A 21,379-nucleotide genomic window follows, 5' to 3' on the forward strand; every position below is an offset into this window, starting at 1 on the left:
GGCCGGAAAGGGCGTCCATGAGCCTTCGGAAGGCCGCATCGCTCGGAGCGGTGCAGACGGCCGTGTCGGTGATTGCCGGATTTCTCAGCGTCAAGGTGACGTCGGTGTTCCTGGGGCCGGCGGGCATGGGGGTGCTGAGCCAGCTGCAGTACTTCATTGCCATGTCCCAGACGGGTGTCAGTGCTGGCCTGAACACCGGCGTGGTGCGCAAGACGGCGGAGTACGGGGTTGGATCGCCGGGGCAGGCCCTCGTGGTCTCGACGGTGTTCAGGCTGTTGGTCTGGGTAGGGATTCCGCTCGCACTCATCATGGCGATCGGCTCTCGGTGGCTGGCGCAAAGGCTGCTGCACAACGACGCGCTTGCGCTTCCGTTGCTTGTATTCGCCGCGGTGTATGTACTCGGCCTGGTAGCTGCACTGATCATCGGTTCGGCCACAGGCGCGAAGGACTACAAGGCCACCGCGTCGATCAACATTGGTACGTCGTTGTCAACCGTGGCGCTGTACACCCTGCTGTGCCCGCGCTTCGGCGTCAATGGCGGTCTCATGGGTGCGGCGCTCGTGCCAGCGATGACCTTGCTCATTGCCATGGTGTTTACGTGCCGGGCCCACTGGTGGCCGAAGCGTTTGCTGGCGCTGCCGTTCTCCTCGCAGGAGGCGCGTGCGATCGCCGCCTTCATTCCGATGGCCGCGGTGGGCGCGATTGCACTGCCGCTGGTGCAGATACTCGTTCGAAACGACGTGGCGCACACTTCCGGCATGGCCGCGGTGGGCCTGCTACAGGGCGTCATGCGCATTTCCGACATGTACGTCGGCCTGGCCACCAGTGTGCTGGGGATGTACTACCTGCCGCGCTTCAGCGAGATCCGGGTGGCCGCCGACCTCAGGCGCGAGTTGCTGCGCGGCCTCCTGATTCTTGTACCAGCGGTGGGCGCGGTGAGCGCTTGCCTGTACCTGTTGCGCGACTTGGTCATCCATGTCGTGCTGACCGAGCAGTTCCTCCCGATGCGCGACCTGTTCGGCTGGCAAATGATAGGCAATGTGTTCAAGGTGATCGCCTGGTTGTTCGGAGCGCTGCTGGTGGCCAAGTCCAACCCGATGGCGTTGACTGTTTTCGAGGTGGCTACGTATGTGTTCTGGTGGTTGCTGGCGCGCCACTTCGTCGCCGCGGACGGCGTGCGGGGTGCGACCGAGGCCTATGCGGCCACGTATGTGGCGTATTCGGTGGTGGCAGCGGCTGGCATCGCGGCTGTGCTGCGCAACATGAAGCGCGAAGCCAGTGGTTCCCGGCAGGAGTGAAGCATGTTGAGATTCAAGCGCAATGTCTCCCTGCCATCTGCCGAGCCGCCTCGCCGTGCGCCCTCGGGGCGATCGTCGACTGCAAGCGCCGGCTTCCTGATAGCCGGCCTGGTCGTCATGGCGGTGATCTCCTCCCTGCTCATCGTGTTGACGGGTTACTTCAGCGTGCTGCTGATCGTGATGCTGTGCCTCGTCGGTTTGCTGATGTACGACTTCCGCATCGCGGCCGGGGCTTTGATGGTGTTCATTCCGCTGGCCAGCACGAACCTGCTGCCGTCGTTCAAGGGGCTCAATGCCCAGAATCTGCTGCTGTTTGGAGGTATTGCGTCCTATGCGCTGTACCGGATAGGGCACAAGGTGAATTACCGTCTTGTGGACCGCAAGCTCTTGCTGTGCTATCTCATCCCATTCCTGCTGGTGGGCTTGGTGGGGTCGAATAACGCACACACGCTGGCGCAGCTGTCCGGCAAGACCCAGGAGGCGGTCGCTGACCGCAAGGGCTTCCTTCTTTACTACGTGCTCAAGCCTGCGCTGCTGATCGCCATGGCGTGGTTGATCGGGGCGGCCACCCGGCACCTCAAGGACCCACGTCGGTTGATCACCGTCTTTGCCTTCGGCGCCATCGTGCCTGCCGCCTTCATCGTGGTGTATATCCCGGCCTCGGGTGTGTCGCTGTCCCAACTGGTGAACTTCCGCTCGTTTCTGTCTGCTCTCGGCATGCACTCGAACCAGTTCGCCGTGGCATTGAACTTCAGCATTGCGACCACGCTGTTCGCCGGCCTTGTGGCGCCTTCGTCGGGCCGACGGCTGTTTCTGCTGTCGGTGGCCGCCTTCCTGAGCGTGACGCTGCTGTTCACTTTCTCCCGGGGCGGCTATGTCGGCCTGATGATCATCCTGATCGCGTACATGGTGTACTACCGCGACGGGTCGAAGCTGCTGATCGGGCTGCTGGTCCTGGCCATAGGCGCGTTCTTCATTCCGGACGCCGTAATCGAGCGGGCCACCCTTGGCGTCACTCATGGCAGTGAGCAGGACCTGTCGTCAGGGCGCGTGCACGGGATCTGGTTGCCACTGCTGCCGAAGGTGCTGGATGCGCCCATCTTCGGACACGGCCTCATGTATGTCGGCCGCTCCGATCTGGTGGCCGGCGGGCGCATGATGGTGGTGGGGCAGGCCCATAACGCGTACCTTGATCTGCTGCTGGATTCCGGCATCGTGGGGCTGGTGCTGGTGCTGCTGTTCCTGTACTCGGCTTTTCGCGACTTCCGAACCTTGGCCGTTTCGGATCCTGATCCCTTGATGCAGGGCTTCTTCCGTGGCGCCTCCATCGGCATGATGGCCTGGTTGGTGCAGGCATTCACCGACGACCGACTGTTCCCGAACCAGCCCCAGATGATGTTCTGGATGGCCTATGGCGTGATGCTCGGCCGGCATCCGCGCATGTTGAAGCAGGTGTCCCAAAAACTGGCGCGCCGCGCCGCTGCCGTGCTGGGCAGGAAGGCGAGGGTGTGATGCGAGTGTGTCTAGTCAAGCTGGGTTCACTTCCCGTGCTCGCCGAGGCGTACAAGCACGAGCGTGTGGGCGGGGAAGAGGTGCAGCACGCGCTGCTGGCCAAGGCCTTGGCGCGCCGCGGGATCGATGTGCGCGTGGTGGTGGGGGATTACGGGCAGCCTGCAGAAGCCGTGTATGACGGCGTGCCCACGATCCGCAGCTTCCGTGAAGGGGCCGGCCTTCCGGTGGTGCGCTTCATCCACCCGCGGTGGACGCGTCTATGGGGCGCCTTGGCGCGTGCCGATGCAGACGTGTACTACCTCAGTTGTGCCGGCATGGAACTGGGGCTCGCCGCCATGTTCTGCCGTTTGCACAATCGCCGCCTGGTGTTCCGCATCGCCAGCGACTCTGACTGCGATCCATCGCGCCTGCTGGTGCGATTCAAGCGCGACAAGTGGCTCTACGAGTACGGCTTGAGGCATTCCGATGCGGTGCTCGCGCAGTCGGTGTTGCAGCAGGAACTGCTGCTGCGCCACTATGGTGTCGAATCCGTCGTTGCGCAGATGCTGGTCGAGCGGCCTGACGTCTCCGCCGATGCCAATCGCGATATCGACGTGCTGTGGGTCGCCAACCTCAGGCGCGTGAAGCGTCCGGACCGCCTGCTGACGGTGGCGCGGGCGCTGCCGGCGTATCGGTTTCACATGGCGGGCGGTGAATATCCGGGCGAGCTTGCGCTGTATGAGCGGATCCGAGAGGAAGCGGCCCGGATCCCGAATCTCACATTCCACGGTGGGGTGCCATACCGCGATATCAGCCATCTGTTCGACAGGGCCCGCTTGTTCGCCAATACGTCCGAACTCGAGGGGTTCCCCAATACTTTCGTGCAATCCTGGGTGCGCGGAATTCCGATCGTCGCCACCTTCGATCCCGACCAGGTGATCGCCAGGAACGGGCTCGGCGTGTCGGTCGCGGACGACGCTGCGATGGTTGGGCCCATCGCGGACCTGTTGGAGAACCGCGCAAGCTATGACGCGGCCCGCAAAGCGGTGCTTCAGTACGTGGAGCGCCGCCATGGCGAGGCTGACGTGCTGGCGCCCTACCTGGCCTGCCTGGCAGGCCCTGCCACACCGCAGGAGGCACTGTCGTGACGCCGCGCCGTGTCGCCCTCCTGACCGGCACGCTGGGAACCGGCGGAGCTGAGCGCCAGGTGCTCACCCTGGCGGCTCACCTGGACCGGCGGGAGTTTGCGACGGATGTGATATCGCTCAAACACCACGGCAGCCTTGCCGGAGAACTCGCACAGCTCAATACCAACCATTGGAGCGCGGCTGCGGGACCGGGTTTTGACCTCGCAGCGGTGCGCCGTCTGGCGGGTCGCTTGAGGGATGCCCGGTACGACGTGGTGCTGGCCACGAACCAGTACTGCGGAACGATGCTGCGCCTGGCCACGCTCGTGGGCCCACGCCCACCTCGGCTGATTGCAGCGTTTCACTCGTCTCCTGCCCACGTGGGCGATGGGGTGCGTGACCGGGCCCGCCTGCTGGCGTATCGGATCGCGCTGCGCGGCTACGACCGCTTGATCTACGTGGGGCGTCGGCAGCGCGACGAGTGGCTCGCGCGCGGATTTGCGGCCGGCATGCCATCGGACGTGATCTACAACGGAGTTGACGTGGCTCGTTTCACCGCGGTGCCGGCGCGCGACGTGCGCGCCGAGTTGGGCTGGGACCGGTCGCACTTCGTGGTGGGCTTGTGCGCAGCACTCCGCCGCGAAAAACGGGTGCTGGACCTGCTCGATGCAGCTGTGACGCTTGTGGCCCGTGGGATGCCGCTGCGGCTGCTGATCATCGGAGACGGCGCCCAGCGGCGTGCAATCGAAGAGCGCGTGGATGCGCTCGGCCTGCGCGCCATCACCGTGGTGACAGGTCTGCAGCCGGACGTCGCTCCCTTCATCCACGCTTGCGACGTGATGACCTTGGTGTCCGCAGTCGAAGCGTTCTCGATCGCGGTGCTCGAAGCCATGGCTTGCGGCAAGCCGATGGTGCTGACGCGCGTCGGCGGAGCGGCCGAGCAGATCGAACCTGGCGTCAGCGGCTATCTGGTGGACGTGGGTAAGCCTCAGCAGATCGCGGACCGGCTGGCACACATCTGGCATGCGGGCGAAGCGCAGCGCCTGGGCGCACGTGCGCGCGAACGCGTGCTCCGCGACTTCTCGCTCGCCCGCATGGTGGAGCAGTACGCAAGCGTCTTTCGTGGCGAGCCATTGGGTGATGCCGCGGCACTGGGCGTCGCTGTCGCCGCCGGCGCCAAGCGTGCGAATGCGTGAGGTTGGGTACCAGAATGTTCTCGGTCGTTATCCCGCTGTACAACAAGGCTGCGTTCATCGCGCGAACCATCCGTTGCGTGCAGGCCCAGACCTGGACCGACTTCGAAGTGCTCATCGTGGACGACGGCTCGACCGACGGCGGCGGCGCGGTCGCGCAGCAGGCGATCCAGCACGATGGCCGCTTCCGATATCAATACGTCGCGAACTCGGGTGTGTCAGCAGCACGCAACTTTGGCGCCGAACACACATCGCGGCCTTGGGTGGTATTTCTAGACGCAGACGATGAATGGTTCCCCGACTTCTTGCGCGAAGTGGCATTTGTCGTGATGGGCAAGGAGGAGGCGGTACTCGTCAGCACCAACTACCTTGTGCGCCGCGGGCGTAACGAGGCTGCGCTGGATGTGCCTGGCGGCCCCGTCTCGGAGTGCGTTCCCTACTTCGACTGGGCGTTGAGCAGCGGGCCGCCGATCTGGACGAGTGCTACCGTGATCAGCCGCCGTCACTTCGAGGCCGTCGGCGGGTTCGACCGCACGCTGTGCATGGGCGAGGACATTCATCTCTGGGTCCGGCTGATGCCGCGAGGACGTTTTTTCTTCGTACATCGTCCCTTGGCGGTGTACGACCGCTCCGACGCCGACTCCCTCAGCATGACGGTGAGCGACAAGGCGGTGACCAGCCGCAGGGCACTCATCAGATTTCTCTCCGGCCCGGGGCGGGACCTCGCCGTGCCACGTGCCTATGTTCACGAGATCTGCAAGATCCACTTCGCCGACCTGTTGAGGGCGAGGCGCTACCGCGAGGCCGCCGTGCTGGCGCTGTCCGAACCCTACTTCCAGTGGGCCAGCGGGCTGACGCAACTGGTGCGCCACCTGAAGCAGCGCGCCGCCGCCTTTCATCACGTACTCCCGTGAACGCTTTCCGACAGTTTTGCCAGCTCGTCGCCGCCGACCTGTACCGACATGGCGGCCGCCGGGGAGCGCGCCACTTCCTGGACCAGTTGATGTGGGGCGAGGGTGGCAACTTCTCCTTCTGGTTTCGTGCCTGCGCCTACTTGCGAAGCAACCGGTGGCTGAAGTACAGCCTCTTCCCGTTGGCGAAGTGGCGTTTCAGGGCCGCGACCTTGCGGCTGGGCATCTCCATACCCTACACCACACAGGTGGGTCCTGGGCTTCACATCGCCCATCCTGGTTGCATCGTTGTCAGCCACTTGTCCGTGCTGGGACGAGACTGCACTTTGTCGCAGGGGGTCACGTTGGGATGGAAGCCCGGGCCACGCGGCGGTGCCCCCGTGATAGGCAATGAGGTCTACGTCGGCCCGGGAGCCAAGATAATCGGGCATGTTCGCGTCGGCGACCGGGCCGTGGTGGGCGCGAATGCCGTCGTTACCGCCGATGTGCCGCCAGATACGGTGGTCGCTGGCATTCCCGCTCGGCCTATCGGAAGCCATCGATCCGAAGACTACGTAGCGCACCGATCCATCGAACTGTCAGTTTCCGCGTGATACCGACCTGTACCATGACAGCCGATCCGCCAGCAGCCCCTGTTTTCACCGTCTTTACCGCGACCTACAACCGTGCCCACACGCTGACGCGGGTGTACGACAGCCTATGTGCGCAGACCTTCCGTGACTTCGAATGGCTCGTCGTCGACGATGGTTCGACCGATGCGACGGCGCAGCTGGTGAACGACTGGGCTCAGAAGGCCAACTTTCCGATCAGGTACGTCGCGAAAGCCAACGGCGGCAAGCACACCGCCTGGAACCTCGGCGTGGGCCTGGCCCGCGGCCAGTTCTTCCTCTCGCTGGATTCCGACGACGCCTGCACGCCCGACGCGCTGGAAAGCTTCTACGCCGCCTGGCAAAGCATCGAGCCTGCACGTCGGTCCGAGTTCACCGGCGTGTGTTGTCTGGTCGCCGATCCGCAGGGGCAGGTGGTGGGCGATCGGTTCCCCGCGGATGTGTTCGACTCGGACTCCAACGCCTTGCGATACCGGCATCGGGTGAAGGGCGAAAAATGGGGCTTCCATCGAACCGAGGTCGCGCGCGAGAACTTGTTTCCGGAGCTGCCGGGCACGAGCTACGTGCCGGAGTCCATCGTGTGGGGACGCATAGCGTCGCGCTACAAGGAACGCTTCATCAACAAGGCGCTGCGCATCTACTTCCAGGACCCGACAGAACACAGTCGCCTCACGCTGGCCCCGATGTGGAAGAACCCGGCGGCGCTCGCGCTCGGTGCCCGTGCTGCGCTGGAAGAACGGCTGCAGTGGTTTGCCTACGACCCGAAGTTCTTTTTCTGGGCGGCCGCCATCTACGCTCGGACTTCCTGGCATGCCGGCGATGGCCTCTCTCGTCAGTGGCGCCAGCTTCCTGGCAGGGCGGCCCGCGCACTGTGGTTCGCGATGCTGCCGGTCGCCTGGTGGCAGTACCGGCGCGACACCGTCCGGCGGCGCGCGCTTGAACACGGGGGCAGCGTCGCATGAGCTGCTTGCCAAATGCGCTCCAGGTGCCGTTGCGCCGCTGGCGGCTCGCCATGTCCGCTGCGACCGTAGCCTCCTCCTTGCTTCTCGGGCCGTCGGGCGCCGCCTCTGCAGCCAGTGCGGGCGACGCCGGCGACGACACAAGCCTGGGCCGCACCCGCGTCGCGGCGCTGTACTACGGCCGCATCGATCGCACCGAGCAGCGCTCCCGGGCGGCGTCCTTCGCACTCGTGGTGCTGAACATGTGGCCGAGCATGGGCCGGCCCACCATGCAGGCCACCATCGATGCCATCCGGCGCCAAAACCCCAACGCGAAGATCGCTCAGTACGTGGTGCTGAACGAACTCCAACCCGTCAAGGAAGGGGAGGACCAGTTTCCGCTCGTGCAAGCGGTGGAGCGCAACGGCTGGTGGGCACGCGATCGTGCCGGCCGACGGGTCCAGTGGACCGCCGCCTTCAAGGCGCACGAGGTCAACCTGACGCGCTGGGCGCCCGCAGACGCCGAGGGCCGGCGCTGGCCTGAGCTGAAAGCCGATGCGGACACGGGCAACTTCTTCGGTGCGCTGAAAGGGCTGAACTACGCGTTCGTCGACAACGTGTTCGACCGGCCGCGTGTCGAAGCAGACTGGAAAGGCACCGGTGAGAACCAGGGGCGCAACGATGCCGAAGTGCAATCGGCCTATCGACAAGGGTATGTCGACTACTGGCAAGCACTGCGCGCCCGTAACCCCGGCTTGCAGATCATGGTCAATGCGGACCACGACCTTGGTGCGCCCGAGTATCGGGGGCAGGTCGAGGGGGCCTTTCTGGAATGCCAGATCGGCCGCAACTGGTCAATCGAAGGGCGGGTGGGCTGGGCTGCCATGATGAACCGGTATCGCAGCGCCTTGGCTCATACGCGGGGACCCCGGGACGTCGTGCTGCAGGCATGCGGCGGCGCCGATGATGTCGAGCTCATGCGGTATGGGTTGGCCTCCGCGCTGCTAGCCGACGGCTACTACACCTACAGCGTCCCGGGCCAGGCGCAGCCCCCGTGGTTCGATGATTACGCGCTGTCCATCGGCCGTCCAGTAGAGCCCGAGCCGCAAAGCGCCGCGGAGGGGGGAGTGTGGAGGCGCCGCTATTCCGGCGGGATAGTGCTTGTCAATCCGGGGCCTTTCTCGGCGACCGTCGAGATCGAGCCGGGATATCGGCGTGCGGACGGGCCTGTGAACGAACGCAAGGTGCAGTTGCCCGCTCGACGCGGTGTGCTGCTCGTGCGCACCGCGCGATGAGGCCCGTAAGAAGGGACGGCATGGCCATCGGGCACACCCTCAAATACGCCGCGCGCCATCTGGTCAAGGAACCACCGCTGGTGCAGCGGCGCGCGCTATGGCTGCAGCGCCAAGAGCGCATGTCGATCGACGAGCTGCAGGCCCAGCAGGAGACCTTGCTGCGCCGCACCTTGCTGTGCGCGGCGCAGCGACTGCCCGCGTATGCCCACCTGCGCGGGGAGATCCCCAGGCGCGACCTTCACGATTTCGTGAGGACCTTGCCTGTCATCGACAAACACACCCTGCTGGCGGAACGCTCGCGCTACTACCCGAACGACGGGCGCTGCCGCCCCTGGCATGCGGTGGGAAAGACCAGCGGCACCACCGGCACGCCGCTTGAAGTCTTCCGCAGCTACGACTCCACCTTGTGGGAGCAGGCCTGCTGTGTCCAGCATTGGCGGTGGGCAGGCCTGCAGGCGGGCGAACGGCAGGCCGTGCTGCGGGGTGACATGGTGACGCCAGTGGACCGCAGCTCACCGCCCTACTGGGTCGAAGACCGCCTGGGCCGCCAGCTGATCGTGTCCACCCGTCATTTGCTGCCGCAGCATGTGGCCGACATCGTCAGCGCGCTGCAGGGCTATGGAGCCGCGCAGTTGCGCGCCTATCCGTCTGCAGCGCACACGCTCGCGACGCTGGTGCACGAGGCAGGGCTGCAACTGCGCTTCCGTTCGGTGGTCACCAGTTCTGAAATCCTCCTGCCGGTGCAGCGAGAACTGATCGAGGCGACCTTTTCAGCCAAGGTCTTCGATCACTACGGTATGGCAGAGCGGGTGGCTTTCGCCATGGAATGCGAGCATGGCCGCTTGCACGTGCACCCGCTGTATTCCCACGTGGAGGTGCTGGACGAACTCGGGCAGCCCACCGACGATGCGGGTTCCGTGGTCGGCACCACGTACCACAACCTGGCCATGCCACTGGTGCGCTACCGGCTGAGCGACCGCGCTCGTTGGCGCACCGATCCCTGCCCCTGCGGCCGTACCTATCCCGGGCTGGAGTTACTGGGCGGCAAGATCGAGGACCAGCTGTACGACACCGACGGCCAACCGGTCAGCCCCAGCGTGGTGACCTTCGCCTTCAAGGGCGTACCCTGCATCGCCAAGGCGCAGGTGGCCCAGGTGGGACGCGGCCGGTGGGTGGTGCGGGTGGTGCCGCAGGACGGCTTCAGCGCGGCGCACAGCTCGCTGCTGCTGCACAACTTCAGGACCCTGGTGTCGCCGCGCGTCGAAGCCACCGTCGATCTACAAAACGACATCCCGCTGCTGGCCAGCGGCAAGTACAAGTGGGTGTCGCAGGAGTTCTACCGCGCAGGTGAGGCGCCGCGCGCGGCCTTGGATCATTGAGCCAGCCGCCCGCGGCTGCGGCGGGCGGCTCCAACAGGAGAAGCATTTCTTGCGACGCCAGATCGTCATGGTAGGAACCGGGCTGGACACGCGCGGCGGCATCTCGGCCGTGGTGCGCGTCTATGCGGAACAGGGCTTGTTCGAGCGCGAGCAAGTGCGCTACATCGCCACGCACGGGGACGGATCGCGTTGGCGCAAGCTGCAGTTGGCGGTCTGCGCCTGGTGCGTGTACATGGGGCTGCTAGTGACCGGCCGGGTGAAGATCGTGCACGTGCACTCTGCGTCCGGGCCGAGCTTCTGGCGCAAGTGCGCCTTCATGCTGCCCAGCTTCCTCTTCCGTGTGCCGGTGGTGCTGCACATGCACGGGGGCGGCTTCGCCAGCTTCTATGCACGCGGCGAACTCCCCGGGCGCCGGCGTTTCATTGCATGGGTGTTTCGCAAGGCGACGCGCGTGGTGGCGCTGTCCGACCAATGGCGGGACGCGCTGCAGGCGCTGTTCCCGGACGCGGTCATCGTGATCGTTCCGAATCCGATCCAGGTCCCTGCTGAACCGGCTCCGCTGAACGACCCTCCGCCGAGCGTGCTCTTCCTTGGCGCTTGGACCGAATCGAAGGGCGTCTTTGATTTGTTGTCAGCCTGGGCCACTGTCCAGCGCGCCATGCCGCAGGCGCGGCTGCAGCTGGGCGGGGCGGGCGACGAGCAGGCGCTGAAGGCCTTTGCCCGCCAGCAAGGGGTGGAGGGCACAGTGGATTGGCTGGGGTGGATTAGCGCAGACGACAAGCGCCAGGCGCTGCGGCGCGCCTGGCTGCTGGTGCTGCCTTCGCATGCCGAAGCGCTGCCGATGGCAGTGCTGGAAGCGATGGCGGCGGGCTTGCCGATCGTGGCCACCCGGGTGGGCGGCATCCCGCATGCCGTGCGCCATGGCGTGGACGGACTGCTCGTCGCCCCACGCGACGTCGCCGGACTGGCCGACGCCTTGCTCGCGGTGCTGGCCGACGAGCCGCGCCGCCGTGCCATGGGCACCAGCGGACGGCAGCGGGTGCGTGACCATTTCGCGGCGGACGTTGTCGTGCCGCAGGTTCAGGCACTCTGGTCCGACCTGCTGGATGGGTCGCTGCGGCGGAGCGCGACATGACAGCCGGTGCGAAGGGCCTGGGCTGGTACTGGAACCGGCTGCGGCTGATGGGGCCGGCCGAGGTGCTGTACCGCGTGCAGCAGGCGGCCGGCAAGGCGCTTGTCTCCTTGAAACGTGCGCCAGCGCCCGTCCCGCGGGCGCGGCTGGCGGGATTTGGCAGCCCTTGGTGCACCGCGTGGCCCGGGGACGTCGATCCGGCGGTTTACACCCAGGCGGCCGACGCCGTGCTTCAAGGGCGCTGGCAGGTGTTCGCGCTGCACGATGCCCCACTGGGTTTTCCCCCGCGCTGGAACGTCGATCCGCTCACCGGTACCCGGGCTCCCATGACAGTGGGCAAGCGCCTGAACTACCGCGATGAACGGCTGGTCGGCAACATCAAGTACCTCTGGGAGCCGTCGCGCCACCTGGAACTCACCACGCTGGCCCAGGCCTACCTGCTGACCGACGACCCGCGCTACCTGGAGGGCTGCCGCGCCCTGTTGGTGTCCTGGTTCGAGCAGTGCCCGTATCCGCTGGGCGTGCATTGGGCGAGCTCCCTGGAGCTGGCCATCCGCTTGCTCAACTGGGCCACTGCCTGGCACCTGCTTGGCGGGCAGCACAGCGCACTGTTCCATGGCCCGCAAGGGCAGGCGCTGCAAGCGCAATGGCTGGAGTCGATCTACCGGCACGCCAGTTTCATCGAGGGCTATCTCTCGCGGTATTCCTCGGCCAACAATCACCTGCTCGGCGAATACATGGGCCTGTTCATCGCCGGGATCACCTGGCCCTGTTGGGACGCTGCCCGGCGCTGGCGCGACAAGGGCCACGCAGGTTTCGAGGGCGAGGCCCTGCGCCAGACGAGCGAGGACGGCGTCAACCGCGAGCAGGCGATCTATTACCACCATGAAGTGGCCGACATGATGTTGATCTGCGGCCTGTTCGGCCTGGGCAACGGGGTGTCGTTCTCGCCGGCCTATTGGGCGCGGCTCGAAGGAATGCTGGACTTCATTGCGGCGTTGCGCGACCGCGGCGGCCATGTCCCGATGATCGGAGACTCCGACGATGCCCTGATGGTGCGCTGGGACCCTGCGCCCGGCTTCGACCCCTACGCGTCGCTGCTGGACACCGGTGCGGTGCTGTTTGACCGACCCGACCTGCACACCGGTCGACCACTGGATCGCAAGACACGCTGGCTGCTGGGCTGCGTGCCTGCCCGCGTGCCGGCCGCGGGTCGACGGGGTGGCCGGTCTGCGTTTCCAGAAGGCGGCTACTGGGTGCTCGCCCACCAACGTGGCGAACCGGGCGAAGTGCGCGCCGTGGTGGATGCGGGCCCGCTGGGCTACCTGTCGATCGCCGCCCACGGCCACGCCGACGCACTGAGCCTGGTGCTCTCCATTGACGGCAACGAAGTGCTCATCGATCCGGGCACCTTTGCGTACCACACGCAGGCCGCCTGGCGGAACTACTTCCGTGGCACCTCTGCACACAACACCGTGCGCGTGGACGGCCTGGACCAGTCGGTGATCGGCGGCAACTTCATGTGGCTCGACAAGGCCCGTGCACGTTGCCTGGAGCATCACAGCGATGCGACATGCGAGCGGTGGATGGGGGAGCACGACGGCTACATGCGTCTGGCGGATCCGGTGCTGCATCGCCGCACCGTCCACTTGGACAAGCGGACGGGCTGCATGACCGTCACCGACACGCTGACCTGCAAGGGCCGGCACGGAGTCGAGCTGCACTGGCATTTGGCCGAGGGCCTCGAGCCGGCGCTGCAGCCGGACGGCGCCCTGGCGCTGCATCCCGGTGGGCGCCGGGTCAGCTTCCACTTCGAGGGCACCCCGTCTCACGTGACGCTTCACCGTGCAGAAGTCGACCCCCCGCTGGGCTGGGTGTCGCGTCGCTTCGATACCAAGTCACCGACCTGGGTGGTTCGCTGTTCTGCCGAGATCGAAGGAAGCAGCACCTTCGTGTGCCGGATCTCCTGGGAGAACGCCGCCGGCATAATTCCAGCGCCCCACGAGGCAGTTGGAGGGGGGGCGCCCACAAGGCGCCCCTAGGAGCACGGCTTTGGCATTCGAGGATCTGGTCCACCCGTACCTGGGCGCCTACACCCGCTCTCCGCAGTGGGTGAAGTCGAGCCTGGGATGGGCCTATGCACGGCTGCCCAAACCCTGGCGCCTTGGATGGGACCACCGCCGCTGGGAGGCGCTGGCTAGCGAGCGCCGGCCGGAAGAGCTCGGCCGCGATGCCAGGCAGCGCCTCGGGCGCACCCTGCAGATCGCACTTGAAACCGTTCCTGCCTATGCCGCATACAGGCACCTGCGTTCAGCCCTGGACCGGCCTTCCGAGGTGCTGCAGCAGTTGCCTCTGGTGAGCAAGCTCGAGATCAAGAAGGACCTGCAGGCCTACCTCTCCACCGCGTCGCCGGCGGCTCGACGGCTGGAATGTTTCACCGGCGGATCCACGGCGAACCCGATGCGGTTTTTCCTCGAACGGCACGTCACGCGCACCCGCGAATACGCCTTCATGGCCGACTTCCATGCGCGTGTGGGCTATACCGAGCGCGACCGCGTGCTGGCATTGCGCGGCCGCACCGTGCCCAGCGCCGCCGGCGGCGGGCGGCTGTGGATGTATGAGCCCATCAAGCGGCAGCTGATCCTCAGCACGGATCACCTGTCCCCGGCCAACATGCCGGAGTATGTTGAAGCCATGCGCCGCTGGTCTCCCACGCTGGTGCAGGCATTCCCCTCGGCGCTGTATCCGGTGGCGAAGTGGCTGGCGCTTCACCCGGCGCCCGATGTCACGGGGCGCATCAAGGGCATCCTGCTTTATTCAGAGACAGTGCACGACTACCAATACGACCTCTTTGAGCGCGTCTTCGGCTGCCCTGTCCTGCGCCATTACGGCCATTCCGAGCGAGGTGTGATGGCTGCGTCGATGCCGGGCGACGACCGCTACTTTTTCTGGCCGCAGTACGGCCACATGGAGCTCGTGGATGCCGAGGGCCGGAGGGTGGACGCGCCGGGAGCCCTGGGCGAGATCGTGTGCACCAGCTTCGACAACGCTGTGATGCCGTTCGTGCGTTACCGCACCGGCGACCTCGGGGTGCTGAGCACGCACCCCAACGACACCTTGCCCGGGTTCCCCGTGCTGGAACGCATCCAGGGCCGGCTGCAGGAGATGGTGCAATGCCGGGACGGGCGCCTGATCAGCATCACCACCCTGGGTGCTGCCCACTTCAACGAGCTGTCGGACGTGACTGCGATCCAGTACGAACAGCATCAGCCGGGGCTGGTCGAGCTCAAGGTGGAAACGCGGGCTCCGCTGTCTGGGCGCTCCAAAGCCCTGATCGCCGATGCGGTGCACGACAAGACCCAGGGGGGCTGCGAGGTGAAGATCCTCGAGGTGCCCCAGATCGCCCGCACGCCGGCGGGCAAGCAGCTGATGTTGATCCAGCACCTGGACTTGAGCAGGGAATTCGCGGCACCGGATGCTCGCATGCCGGCCGGTGGAAGCACCCCTCACACAGGGGGTTAGCGCTGTGTGCCATTGCGGGTGTCGGGCGCGGTTTGTGCTCTTTTCGCGCGCCGTTGCCTGCACAGCCCGGTGGTGCGCGGCGCATGGCCAGGCTGTCGGCACAGTCGGCCATTGAATTTGCAAGCTTTACATGGGAAATAGAACGATGAAAGTCAGTATCTTCGGCCTCGGGTATGTTGGTGCGGTATCGGCCGGTTGCCTCGCACAGGATGGTCACAGGGTGATCGGTGTGGACCCCAACCGCACCAAGGTGCAACTGGTCAACGAGGGGACCACGCCGATCGTCGAAAAGGACATCGGCGAAATGATCGCCGCCAATGTCAAGAATGGGCGGCTGACTGCCACGACGGACGTCGCCGAGGCGGTCGCGGGCACCGACATCTCGCTCATCTGCGTGGGCACGCCCTCGCAGCTCAACGGCAACCTGGACCTGTCCTACGTGCGGCGGGTGTGCGAGGAGATCGGCGCAGCCATCGCGCGCAAGGCGGAGTTCCATGTTGTGGTGGCCCGCTCCACCATGCTGCCCGGCTCCATGCGCGACGTGGTGATCCCGACCCTGGAGGCGGCTTCGGGCAAGAAGGCGGGTGTCGACTTTGGCGTGTGCAACAACCCCGAGTTCCTGCGCGAAGGCACGGCGGTCTACGACTACTACCACCCGCCCAAGACCGTCATCGGCGAGAGCGATACACGTGCGGGCGACGTGCTGGTGCAGCTGTACACCGGCATGAACGCACCGCTGATCCGCACCAGCATCGAGACGGCGGAAATGGTGAAGTACACGGACAACGTGTGGCACGCGCTCAAGGTGGGCTTCGCCAACGAGATCGGCAACCTGTGCAAGCCGCTGGGCATCGACAGCCACCAGGTGATGGAAATCTTCTGCCAGGACACCAAGCTGAACCTCTCACCGTACTACCTGAAGCCAGGCTTCGCCTTCGGCGGCTCCTGCCTGCCGAAGGATGTGCGCGCGCTCACCTACAAAGGCAAGTCGCTGGACGTGGCCTTGCCTATCTTGGACGCCATCTTGCCGAGCAACGACCTGCAGGTGCAGCGTGCGGTCGACATGGTGATGTCCAAGAACAAGCGCCGCATCGGCGTGCTGGGCTTCAGCTTCAAGGCCGGTACCGACGACCTTCGCGAAAGCCCCGTGGTGGAGGTGATCGAGCGCCTGCTCGGCAAGGGCTATGAACTGCGCATTTACGACCGCAACGTCAACATGGCTGCGCTCACGGGTGCCAACCGCGACTACATCCTCAACCACATCCCGCACATCTCCCGCATCATGGTGGACAACCTGGCGGACGTGATGGAGTTTGCCGAGGTGATCGTCGTGGGCAACGGCGCGGCCGAATTCCGCACCGCAGTGGAGGGCGTGCACCCCGGGCAGGTGGTGGTCGACCTGGTCCGCATCGCGGCCGGCCGGCGATCCGAAGAGGGGCGGTATGACGGCATTTGCTGGTAAGCCGCGCCGTGTGCTGTTCATCGTCGAGAACCTGCCCTCGCCTTTCGATCGAAGGGTGTGGCAGGAGGCGACGACGCTGAAGGGGGCCGGGTATGAGGTCTCCATCATCTGCCCCACGGGCAAGGGTTTCGAGGCCCGGTACGAGTGCCTGCAGGGCATCCACATCTACCGGCACACCCTGCCCACCGAGGCCGATGGTGCCCTCGGCTACCTGGTGGAGTATTCGGCCGCCCTGTTCTGGGAGTTCGTGCTCGCCTGGCGCGTGCTGCGCCGGCACGGGTTCGACGCGATCCACGCCTGCAATCCACCAGACCTCATCTTCCTGGTGGGCGGCTTCTTCAAGCTGTTCCTGGGCAAGAAGTTCCTCTTCGACCACCACGACATCAACCCCGAGCTCTACGAAGCGAAGTTCGGCCGGCGCGACTTCTTCTACAGGCTGATGGTGCTGTTCGAACGGTGGACCTTCAAGACGGCCGATGTGTCCATCGCCACGAACGAGTCCTACAAACGCATTGCGATCGAACGCGGCGGCATGCCGGCGGACAAGGTCTATGTCGTTCGCAGCGGCCCGATGCTGGAGCGCTTGAAGACCGTGCCTCCGGTACCCGCATTGAAGAAGGGGCGACGCTACCTGGTGGGCTACGTGGGGGTGATGGGCAAGCAGGAAGGCATCGACTACCTGCTGCGGGCGGCTGCCCACATCGTGCGCGACATGGGGCGAACGGATGTGCACTTCGGCCTCGTGGGCGGCGGCACCGAGCTCGAGGAGATGAAGCGCTATGCCGCGGAGCTGGGCATTGCCGAGCATGTCACCTTCACCGGCCGCGTGCCGGACCAGGACCTGCTGGAGATGCTGAACACAGCCGACGTGTGCGTGAACCCGGACGTCGCGAACGACATGAACGACAAGTCCACCATGAACAAGATCATGGAGTACATGGCGCTGGGCAAACCGATCGTGCAGTTCGACCTTACCGAGGGGCGCTTCTCCGCCGCCGAGGCCTCGGTCTATGCAACGCGCAACGACGAACGGGACATGGCGCGCAAGATCGTGGAGCTGCTCGACGACCCGCAGCGGCGCGAGCGCATGGGTCGCTTCGGCCGCGAGCGTGTCGAGAACGTGCTCGAGTGGAAGTACGAAGTGCCGAAGCTGCTGGCGGCCTACGACCGGCTGTTCACCGCCTGAGCCGCAAACGAAAAAGCCCGCCTGGCGAACCAGGCGGGCTTGGCCGAAGGTCGGACGAGGGGATCAGCCCTTGACCATGATCAGGCCGCTCTTCGGGGGCAGCGACACGGTGCTTTCCGCCATGCCGTTGTTCACCACCGGATCTTGCGTGCCGGAGATGTGCTTGTAGCCGGTACCGATGTTGATGGACAGCGCGGAGGCGGTCGGGTTCACGAGCACCAGGCCGTTGGTGTACTTGCGCATCCAGATCCCATTGGAGGTGGGAGCCGTCGGCGGTGCATCCAGCGGCGTACCGATCGGCGCAGAGAACTCGTCAGCCCAGTACGGCACGGTGAGTCCGTTGACCGTGTAGACGAAGTAGCCGTTCTCCAGCAAGGCCGATGCGAAGCCATAGCGGGCCTGTGCCGGGTTTGCACCTGAGATGCCGCAGGCCTGGAAGAGCACGTCGTGCGGCGCCTTGGTATTGGCGATGTGGGCGCGGTAGCGCTTCATCATCTGGTCCCAGCCGCCCCAGGTTTCGATCGACCACGACTTGCCCATCAGGCACTCGTTGAACGTACCTTCGATCTGACCCTTGTATTCCGCATAGCTCATGTCGCTATCGGCGTTGCCGATGATCTTGAGCGTCGGGTTCAGCGTGCGCATCTTCGCCCAGTAGTTTGCGTACCCGGTGCGGAAGGCCGCCATGATGGTCGGGTCGTTGCGCGACTGGTTGGTACCGACGCGCATCAGGTCGGCGTCATAGCGCGGCTGGTACATCACGTTGTCGACGTAGATGTAGTTCAGGCCGCTCAGCTTGCCGAACATGGCGGAGGTGTCGTACTCGGCCTTCCACTGCGGCCAGCGTTTGCCGGTGCTGTCGGTGGGTGCCCAGTTGGTCAGGTTCACTTCGTAGGCACCGAACTGGTTCGTCCACTGCACGCGGTTGCCCGCTGCGTCGCGAACCCACCAGTTGGCCGCGTTCACTTGCGTGACCTGCGAATAGGTGTCCGTGTTCGGCGTGGCCGTGCCGTACAGCTCGTTGAGGACGACGTACTGCGCCAACTTCACGTTGGGGTTGACCGCACGCAGGCCATTGATCGTGGCCTGCATCGCCGAAACACCCATGCTGGGGTACATGTTCAGCACGACGAAACCGAATTTCCCGACGGTCGCCTGGGTTGTTGTGCTGAGCCGGCCGTACGCCAGCGTTGCTGTACGGCTGGCCGCAGAAGCCGGGGCCGGAGCCGGAGCGGGGGCAGGAGCCGGAGCCGGAGCCGGAGCCGGAGCCGGAGCCGGAGCCGGAGCGGGGGCAGGAGCCGGAGCCGGGGCAGGAGCCGGGGCAGGAGCCGGGGCAGGAGCCGGAGCCGGAGCCGGAGCCGGAGCCGGAGCCGGAGCCGGAGCCGGAGCCGGAGCCGGAGCCGGAGCCGGAGCCGGAGCCGGAGCCGGAGCCGGAGCCGGAGCCGGAGCCGGAGCCGGAGCCGGGGCAGGTGCCGGAGCAGGCGCCGGAGCGGGAGCAGGGGCCGGAGCCGGAGCCGGAGCCGGAGCCGGAGCCGGAGCCGGAGCCGGAGCCGGAGCCGGAGCCGGAGCCGGAGCCGGAGCCGGTGCCGGTGCCGGTGCAGGCGCCGGAGCGGGAGCGGGAGCGGGAGCCGGTGCAGGCGCCGGAGCCGGTGCAGGCGCTGGGACGCCGCCGATAGGAATGAAGGCGTCAGCGTGTTTGGTGCCGTCCGTCGCTTCCGCGTCGGTCGACGAGCCGCCTCCGCCGCCGCAGGCGGACAGCACAACACAGGCGGCAAAGAGACTTGCAAGCGACGCGGAACGCGTCAGGTGGTAGGCAGCAGGCTTCATGGATCGTGTCTCAGGTTCGCTAAACAAGCCGGCCCATTGCTCCGTGCAAGGAGGCTGGAACGGCGATGAACAGTGCGTTCAGCGAGCAGCCGACGGGGTCGGCGTGACGCGATGCGTGGGGCACCGCCTCGGCACTGGGCCGGAGTTGTCAGGCTGGGTGCCTGAGCGTTGGCTTCCGGTTGAAGTTGTCTGTGACTTCGGCGGGAGCGGTGTCTGGAGTAGGCCGCTTTTGTAAACCGGCTGCCCGTGTAGAAACCGGATGTATCGCGCCCGCGCCCAGTGCGGGCTGGATGTCATTGCGATACCTGGTCGGAATCCTTCGTCCATACCCTTCCTCCTCGCCCATTCAATGGGACTGAGGGGCGAATGCGCAGGTTTTGTGCCGACTGTCGAAACGCCAATAAGGTCACGACCGGGCCCGCTTGTGGGGCAGTTGGCGAGACGGCTGGTTACACCGGCGACTCAAAGGGTCAATCGCGCGGCACGCTCTGCCGCGAATGGACGAAAAAAAGCCCGGCGGACCGGGCGTTTTCTAAAACGTGAAGAAACGTCACTTCACCATGATCAGCCCGCTCTTGGGCGGCAGGCTCACCACGCGTTCGGCCAGGCCGTTGTTGACCACCGGGTCCTTGGTGCCCTTGATGTGCTTGTAGCCCGTACCGAGGTCGATGGACAGGGTCGAGTTGCCGGGGTTCACCAGCACCACACCGTTGCTGTAGCGGCGCATCCAGATGCCCGAGGAAGTCGGTGCCTTCGGCGGCGCGTCAACGGCCGTTCCCAGCGACGCAGAAAATTCATCGGCCCAGTACGGGACGGTGAGGCCGTTGACGGTGTAAGCGAAGTAGCCGTTCTCCAGCAAAGCCGATGCGAATCCATAACGTGCCTGGGCGGGGTTCGCGCCCGAGATGCCGCAGGCCTGGAAGATCACGTCGTGCGGCGCCTTGGTGTTGGCAATGTGGGCGCGGTAGCGCTCCATCATCTTGTCCCAGCCGGCCCACGTCTCCAGTGACCAGGACTTGCCCATCAGGCACTCGTTGAACGAGCCTTCCATCTGGCCTTTGTACTCGGCGTAGCCCAGGTCGTTGTCCGCGTTGCCCAAGATCTTGAGGCTGGGATTCAGAGCGCGCAGGCTGTTCCAGTAGTTCACGTAGCCGCTGCGGAACGCGGCCATGATCGTCGGGTCATTGCGCGACTGGTTGGTGCCGATGCGCATCAGGTCCGCGTCATAGCGAGGCTGGAACATGACGTTGTCGGTGTAGACATAGTTCAGCCCTGTCAAAGTGCGCAACAGGCTGTTGCTGTCGTACTCCGCCTTCCATTGGGGCCAGCGCTTGCCGCCATACACGGGCGCCCAGTTCGTGGGGTTCACCTCATAGGCGTCGAAGTTGGACGTCCACTGCACTCGACTCCCCGCGGCATTTCGAACCCACCAGTTGGCGCTGTTCACCTGCGTCACCTGGGGATAGGTGTCCGTGCCTGGCGTCGCAGTCCCGATCAATTCATTGAGCAGGACGTACTGAGCCAGCTTGATGCCCGGGTTGATGGCACGCAGGTTGTTGATGGTCCCCTGCATAGCGCTCACGCCCATGCTCGGGTACATGTTGAGGATCACGAAGCCGAACTTGCCCACAGCCGCCTGTGTTGCACTGTCCAGCTTGCCGTACGCCAGGGTGGCGGTTCGTGCTGCGGCGGACGTTGCGGGTGCCGGAGCCGGCGCGGGTGTGGGAGCCGGCGCGGGGGCCGGCGCAGGAGCCGGTTTGGGCGCCGGTGCCGGGGCGGGCGCCGGCGCACCGTTGATCGGAACAAAAGCGGCCTGAGCGGCCAGAGGGGCTGCGGCGACTGCTGCGCAGCTGACGAACAGGCGGACGAGGGATCGGGTTCGTTGAGAAACGGGGGTCGAGTTCATGGTGATTCGCTTGGGGCATGCCCTGCAGACGGGCAGGACATGAAAACTGGGCAAGGACTTCGGCGCCTGGCAAAGCAGTGCCGCGTGCGGTGTCTGTGCACCGC

17 protein-coding genes are annotated in these 21,379 nt (G+C 65.6%); 15 read left to right on the forward strand and 2 right to left on the reverse strand.

What is annotated here, in order from left to right; translation table 11 throughout:
• Positions 1-17: 17 nt before the first annotated feature.
• From VPH43_RS09935 to VPH43_RS09995, 14 genes are all read left to right on the forward strand, one after another.
• Positions 18-1,298 carry an O-antigen translocase gene (locus tag VPH43_RS09935; protein ID WP_328577527.1) on the forward strand — a complete coding sequence of 427 codons (1,281 nt, stop codon included), beginning with the start codon at positions 18-20 and terminating at the stop codon, positions 1,296-1,298.
• Between the two features lie 3 nt (positions 1,299-1,301).
• The gene (locus VPH43_RS09940; protein WP_328577528.1) at positions 1,302-2,810 is read left to right on the forward strand and encodes an O-antigen ligase family protein; all 1,509 of its coding nucleotides are present in this window, start codon (positions 1,302-1,304) and stop codon (positions 2,808-2,810) included.
• Positions 2,810-3,937 (forward strand): glycosyltransferase family 4 protein, encoded by a 1,128-nt coding sequence (locus VPH43_RS09945; RefSeq protein ID WP_328577529.1) that lies wholly within the window; start codon positions 2,810-2,812, stop codon positions 3,935-3,937. The genes VPH43_RS09940 and VPH43_RS09945 overlap by 1 nt, the downstream gene beginning before the upstream one ends.
• Positions 3,934-5,112, forward strand: coding sequence for a glycosyltransferase (locus VPH43_RS09950; protein ID WP_328577530.1), 1,179 nt, complete (start codon positions 3,934-3,936; stop codon positions 5,110-5,112). Before VPH43_RS09945 ends, VPH43_RS09950 begins: the two co-directional genes overlap by 4 nt.
• Positions 5,113-5,126: 14 nt before the next feature.
• Positions 5,127-6,023 carry a glycosyltransferase family 2 protein gene (locus tag VPH43_RS09955; RefSeq protein ID WP_328577531.1) on the forward strand — a complete coding sequence of 299 codons (897 nt, stop codon included), beginning with the start codon at positions 5,127-5,129 and terminating at the stop codon, positions 6,021-6,023.
• A gap of 89 nt (positions 6,024-6,112) precedes the next feature.
• On the forward strand, positions 6,113-6,613 hold the full coding sequence (locus tag VPH43_RS24635) for a serine O-acetyltransferase (protein ID WP_442909264.1): 501 nt from the start codon (positions 6,113-6,115) through the stop codon (positions 6,611-6,613).
• A 14-nt stretch (positions 6,614-6,627) separates the two neighbouring features.
• Complete coding sequence (locus VPH43_RS09960; protein WP_328577532.1) at positions 6,628-7,590, forward strand: glycosyltransferase family 2 protein; 963 nt, start codon at positions 6,628-6,630, stop codon at positions 7,588-7,590.
• Positions 7,591-7,640: 50 nt separating this feature from the next.
• The gene (locus tag VPH43_RS09965; protein ID WP_328577533.1) at positions 7,641-8,861 is read left to right on the forward strand and encodes a putative glycoside hydrolase; all 1,221 of its coding nucleotides are present in this window, start codon (positions 7,641-7,643) and stop codon (positions 8,859-8,861) included.
• 20 nt (positions 8,862-8,881) lie between these two features.
• A complete protein-coding gene (locus tag VPH43_RS09970; protein WP_328577534.1) occupies positions 8,882-10,240 on the forward strand; it encodes a phenylacetate--CoA ligase family protein in 1,359 nt (452 codons plus the stop codon).
• Positions 10,241-10,289: 49 nt separating this feature from the next.
• Complete coding sequence (locus VPH43_RS09975) at positions 10,290-11,375, forward strand: glycosyltransferase family 4 protein (RefSeq protein ID WP_328577535.1); 1,086 nt, start codon at positions 10,290-10,292, stop codon at positions 11,373-11,375.
• Positions 11,376-11,422: 47 nt separating this feature from the next.
• Positions 11,423-13,414 (forward strand): heparinase II/III family protein, encoded by a 1,992-nt coding sequence (locus VPH43_RS09980; RefSeq protein ID WP_328577536.1) that lies wholly within the window; start codon positions 11,423-11,425, stop codon positions 13,412-13,414.
• The gene (locus tag VPH43_RS09985) at positions 13,383-14,894 is read left to right on the forward strand and encodes a hypothetical protein (protein WP_328577537.1); all 1,512 of its coding nucleotides are present in this window, start codon (positions 13,383-13,385) and stop codon (positions 14,892-14,894) included. Before VPH43_RS09980 ends, VPH43_RS09985 begins: the two co-directional genes overlap by 32 nt.
• A 145-nt stretch (positions 14,895-15,039) precedes the next feature.
• Complete coding sequence (locus tag VPH43_RS09990) at positions 15,040-16,356, forward strand: UDP-glucose/GDP-mannose dehydrogenase family protein (RefSeq protein ID WP_328577538.1); 1,317 nt, start codon at positions 15,040-15,042, stop codon at positions 16,354-16,356.
• Positions 16,337-17,542, forward strand: coding sequence for a glycosyltransferase family 4 protein (locus VPH43_RS09995; RefSeq protein WP_328577539.1), 1,206 nt, complete (start codon positions 16,337-16,339; stop codon positions 17,540-17,542). The genes VPH43_RS09990 and VPH43_RS09995 overlap by 20 nt, the downstream gene beginning before the upstream one ends.
• A 63-nt stretch (positions 17,543-17,605) precedes the next feature.
• Here the strand turns inward: VPH43_RS09995 and VPH43_RS10000 are convergent, their stop codons facing one another.
• Entirely contained in the window at positions 17,606-18,649 is a 1,044-nt protein-coding gene (locus VPH43_RS10000; RefSeq protein WP_328577540.1) for a putative glycoside hydrolase, read from the reverse strand.
• An 83-nt stretch (positions 18,650-18,732) separates the two neighbouring features.
• Between VPH43_RS10000 and VPH43_RS10005 the strand changes: the two genes are divergently transcribed.
• Entirely contained in the window at positions 18,733-19,218 is a 486-nt protein-coding gene (locus VPH43_RS10005) for a hypothetical protein (protein WP_328577541.1), read from the forward strand.
• Between the two features lie 701 nt (positions 19,219-19,919).
• Here the strand turns inward: VPH43_RS10005 and VPH43_RS10010 are convergent.
• Positions 19,920-21,329 (reverse strand): putative glycoside hydrolase, encoded by a 1,410-nt coding sequence (locus VPH43_RS10010; protein WP_328577542.1) that lies wholly within the window; start codon positions 21,327-21,329, stop codon positions 19,920-19,922.
• Positions 21,330-21,379 lie beyond the last annotated feature (50 nt).

It is taken from the genome of Ideonella sp. BN130291 (assembly GCF_036231905.1).
Lineage (GTDB): Bacteria > Pseudomonadota > Gammaproteobacteria > Burkholderiales > Burkholderiaceae_C > CAMLIZ01.